The organism is Pacificispira spongiicola, from assembly GCF_012926505.1.
In the GTDB taxonomy this organism is placed as follows: Bacteria; Pseudomonadota; Alphaproteobacteria; order UBA8366; family Aestuariispiraceae; genus Pacificispira; species Pacificispira spongiicola.
This window is the reverse complement of sequence record NZ_JABBNT010000018.1, coordinates 1-784: the sequence shown is the minus strand read 5'-3', so window position 1 is coordinate 784 and position 784 is coordinate 1. Positions and strand designations below refer to the sequence as shown.

The window sequence follows — 784 nt, the reverse complement described above, 5'->3', positions numbered from 1 at the left end:
CGGCGGGCCAGGACGAAAACGTCCTGGAGAACCTGGAATTCACCGTCACCCTCACCGACGGCGAAGGCACCGAAGTCTCCGGCGCCTTCACCGTCGATGTCATCGATGATGTCCCGGTCGCAACGGTCGACGCGACCTCCATCGGCACGGCGGACTCGGTTTCCGTCGACGAAGACGATCTGGGCGACGGCACGGATGGGTCCGACGGCTTGTCCGCGACCGGTGATTTGGGCCTCGGCTCCGCCGACCTGATCAAGATCAACTATGGTGCCGACGGCCCCGCGGATGCGGGCGCCCCGACGGGCCTGACGGCGGCGGATCTGGATTACAGCTTCGATCTGACAAACCTGCCGACGGATCTGACGTCCAACGGCGATGCCATCACCTTCACCCAGTCGAACGGTGTTCTGACCGCGACCGCCGATGCGGGCGGCACGGACGAGCGTCCGGTGTTCACGGTGTCGATCGATCCGGCCACGGGCAGCTATACCTTCACGTTGGTCGACCAAATGGATCACGAAACGGCGAATGGCGAGAATGTCGAAGGCCTGACCTTCGATATCGTCGGCGCGCCGGATGCGGCGGCCCTGGCCGAAATGGATCTGGACCAGGATGAAATTGACGGTCTTGCCGGTTCCCAGGTCACGCAGAGCTTCTCCGTCGATATCGTTGACGACATTCCGGTAGCGAGTGTTGGTCACACGGAGAATGCGGCGCAGTTGGCTGCGACGGTAGACGAGGACGATTTGTCGGACGGGACGGACGGGTCTCAGGGGACCAGTGT

At 63.3% G+C, this 784-nt stretch carries 1 protein-coding gene; it reads left to right on the top strand.

The window, feature by feature from the left end; translation table 11 throughout:
* On the top strand, window positions 1–784 hold a 784-nt coding region (locus HH303_RS19910), incomplete at both ends, for a DUF5801 repeats-in-toxin domain-containing protein (RefSeq protein ID WP_169627171.1).